We start from the raw sequence: 2,891 nt of genomic DNA, 5'->3' as shown, positions 1-2,891 counted from the left end.
GGCTGGGCGGCCCGGAGGCTGCGGTGCGCGGGGAGCCGGGCGCGGGTCCGGGGACGGGCGCGGCGGCGCAGGGGGAGATGCCGCGCGCGGACGTCGTGGCGCTGTTCACCGAGCGCGTCGCGGCGCTCGGCGTGGCCGTCCGGCACGTGGGCGGCGACGAGCTGGCGACGGCCGTGGCGGCGGTGCTGTGGGGCTGGGAGGCCGAGCGGATCGTCGTTCCGGCCGACCTGCCGTACGGGTGGCTGGCCGAGCTGGACGGGGTGCGTCCGCTCGCGGACTCGGCGGTCCTGGACGTCCCGGCGCTGGCGGACGTGGACGGCGTGGTGACCGGCTGCGCGGTCGCGGTCGCGCAGACCGGGACGGTCGTGCTGGACGGCGGGCGCGCGCAGGGCCGCCGGGTGCTGACGCTCGTCCCGGACCGGCACCTGTGCGTGGTGCACGCCGACCAGATCGTGGGCGCCGTCCCGGAGGCGGTGCGGCGGCTCGACCCGGCGCGCCCGCAGACCTGGATCAGCGGGCCCCCGCCCCCGTCCCCGCTGGCGGGCGGCCCGCCACAAGGGCCGCGAGGGCCGTACGGAGCTCCGCACGGGCCGCGCACGCTGGAGATGCTGGTCGTCGAAGACTGACGGCGCCCCCGCCGGGCAGCCGGATCCGGCGGGCGGGTCCGGCGGGCGGAGGGGACGGTCAGCCGGGGTTGACGCCGGCGAGGACGAGTTCGAGGGCCGCGCCGAACCGGGCCTCCCAGTCCACGGGCGGTTCGCCCGGTTCGGCCCGGACGTCGCCGCGGGTGTCGCGGACCTCGAGCGCGACGTGCCCGATGACGAAGCCGAGCAGGCTGTGCGCGGCGACCGCGGCGGTCCGCTCGGGGACGCCGCCGAGCCGCAGGTGCTCGCGCAGCGACGCGAGCGTGCCCGCGAGCGCGGCGGGGTTGCGGTGGGTGACCAGCAGCGGCAGCACGCCCGCGTGGTCGAGCAGCCGGGTGCGGTAGGCGTGCGCCCAGGCCATCAGGCCGCCCCGCCAGCCCCCGCCGCCGGGCGCGTCGGCGGGCATGGCGCCGACGTGCGCGACCAGGTGGTCGAGCAGCTGCTCCTTGCCGCGGGGGAGGTGGTGGTAGATCGCCATGGCCTCGACCTCCAGCGCGTCGCCGAGGCGCCGCATGGTGAGCCGGGCGAGGCCCTGGCCGTCCACGATGTGCAGGGCGGACTCGATGATCCGGTCGGTGGTGAGCGGCGGACGGTTCTGCGCGTTGATGCTCGGCTGCCGGACCATGGGCGGTGCCTCCTGCTCCCGGACGGTGATGACCGAGATCACCTTACTGCGTAAAGGCGTGAACCCGGTGTCCGAGGTCACCTTCGGCGCGTCCCGAGCGTACGCTGGCCCTTGATCGGTCACGAAGACCGACGGATGAGCACGAGCACGAGGTTCGAGGAGCACCGCATGCCGCTGGGTCGCCGGATCAGCAAGGACGTCGCCGCGCGGATGGAGGCCGACCGGCGGCTGGCCGACTCCTACCGCGAGCGCCTCGCCGACGCGTCGGCGGCCGAGGCCGCGCTGCGCACCGCCCAGGGCGAGGGCGCCCCGGCGCACGAGGTGAAGGCGCTGGAGATCGCGTTCGACCAGGCCCTGACCGTCGCGCTGGAGGCCGCCCAGGCCGCCGAGCGGGTCGCGATGGGCCCGAAGGTGTACGTCCCGGAGGGGCAGGACGGGGCCGCCCGCCGCGCCGCCGAGATCGCCGAGCGCAAGGCCCGCGCCCGCTGGTCGGTCCGGCCGTGGACCGACGAGGTCGAGCGCCTGCGCACCGCCCGCGAGACGCACCGGCTGAGCTTCCGCGCCGGCCGGGGCGTCGCCGTCGCCTGACCCGGCCGCCGACTCCGGCCGCCGAGCCCGGTCGTCGTCGCCTGCCGTCGTCCGAGGCTGTTCCCGCCGTGCCGCCGGGCCGGGTCGCGCACCCGGCCCGGACCCGCCGCCGGCTGCTTTCCCGGGGGCCGGACGAGGGGAGCATTTGACGTCCCCTAAGCCGACGACACAGCGAAGCGGAGTGGCACCGGAGAGCGAACTTTGAAATCCTCCCCTCTCGGGGGAGCTCCGGGGAGTGCCGGGAGGGCTCCCGCCGAAGGCGGGCCGGTGCGGCCGGAGGACGGCCGCCGAGGTCACGGGGGGCTTTCGCGAACGCGGGGGGAATGCAGGTGGAGCGGACGCCGCCGGACCGGGAACGGGTCCTGGAGTGCTATCAGGCCGGGGTGCGGGCGATCCGCGACCTGGCGGCGCGGGTCCCCGACTGGGCAGCTCCGACCCCCTGCGCCGAGTGGCAGCTCATGGACCTGGCCGGGCACCTGCGCTGCGTGGCCGAGAGCTACCTGGAGTACCTACAGGACGCCCCGGACAGCCGGCTGGCGAAACTGTTCGCGCAGGACGCGGCGTCCGCGGTGCTGATCCGCCAGCAGGCCCGGCAGAACGCGGCCGAGCTGGCCGTGCTGCCGCCCGAACCCGGCGAGGGGCGGATCACCGCGTTCACGGTCTCGGCGGGCGCCTACGCCGACCTGATGCCCGACATGTGGGAACGCACGCACCTGGTGTACCGGGGCACCAAGTACACCGTCGGCGACCACGCGGGCGCGGCGTGCCTGGAGTGGCACCTGCACGCGTGGGACTTCGCCCGCGCGATCGGCGCCGACTACCGCCCGAAGGACCCCGAGCTGCTGGTGTCGGCGTGGCACTGGGGCGTTCCGCACCTGCCGCTGGCGGCCGTCCGGGAGGCGGGACGCGGGGACGCGTGGGAGGCGGTGCTGCGCGCCTCGGGACGGTCCCCGGCCTGGCCGGAACCGGAGCCGGAGCAGGCGCCCTGCGCGCAGCCGCGGCGCCGCACCCGCCAGCCGCGCAGGCCGCCCGAC

Annotated in this window: 4 protein-coding genes; 3 read left to right on the top strand and 1 reads right to left on the bottom strand. The window is 76.9% G+C overall.

The genetic code is table 11. The annotated features are described in order from the left end of the window. On the top strand, positions 1-626 hold a 626-nt coding region (locus DZF91_RS25695; RefSeq protein ID WP_117359783.1), incomplete at its 5' end, for a LutC/YkgG family protein. Between the two features lie 58 nt (positions 627-684). Here DZF91_RS25695 and DZF91_RS25690 read toward each other — a convergent pair. After that, complete coding sequence (locus tag DZF91_RS25690) at positions 685-1,269, bottom strand: TetR/AcrR family transcriptional regulator (RefSeq protein ID WP_117359782.1); 585 nt, start codon at positions 1,267-1,269, stop codon at positions 685-687. Positions 1,270-1,404: 135 nt separating this feature from the next. Here DZF91_RS25690 and DZF91_RS25685 point away from each other — a divergent pair, with 135 nt between their 5' ends. Both DZF91_RS25685 and DZF91_RS25680 read left to right on the top strand, forming a co-directional pair. Further along, positions 1,405-1,857 carry a plectin gene (locus DZF91_RS25685; RefSeq protein ID WP_235834557.1) on the top strand — a complete coding sequence of 151 codons (453 nt, stop codon included), beginning with the start codon at positions 1,405-1,407 and terminating at the stop codon, positions 1,855-1,857. A 323-nt stretch (positions 1,858-2,180) separates the two neighbouring features. Beyond that, positions 2,181-2,891 (top strand): maleylpyruvate isomerase N-terminal domain-containing protein (locus DZF91_RS25680; protein WP_235834556.1); only part of this gene is annotated, 711 nt, incomplete at its 3' end.

Origin of the sequence: Actinomadura logoneensis (genome assembly GCF_003428695.1) — a bacterium.
Lineage (GTDB): Bacteria > Actinomycetota > Actinomycetes > Streptosporangiales > Streptosporangiaceae > Spirillospora > Spirillospora logoneensis.
Note: the sequence above shows the minus strand (reverse complement) of the source record. Positions and strands in the feature narration are given on the sequence as shown.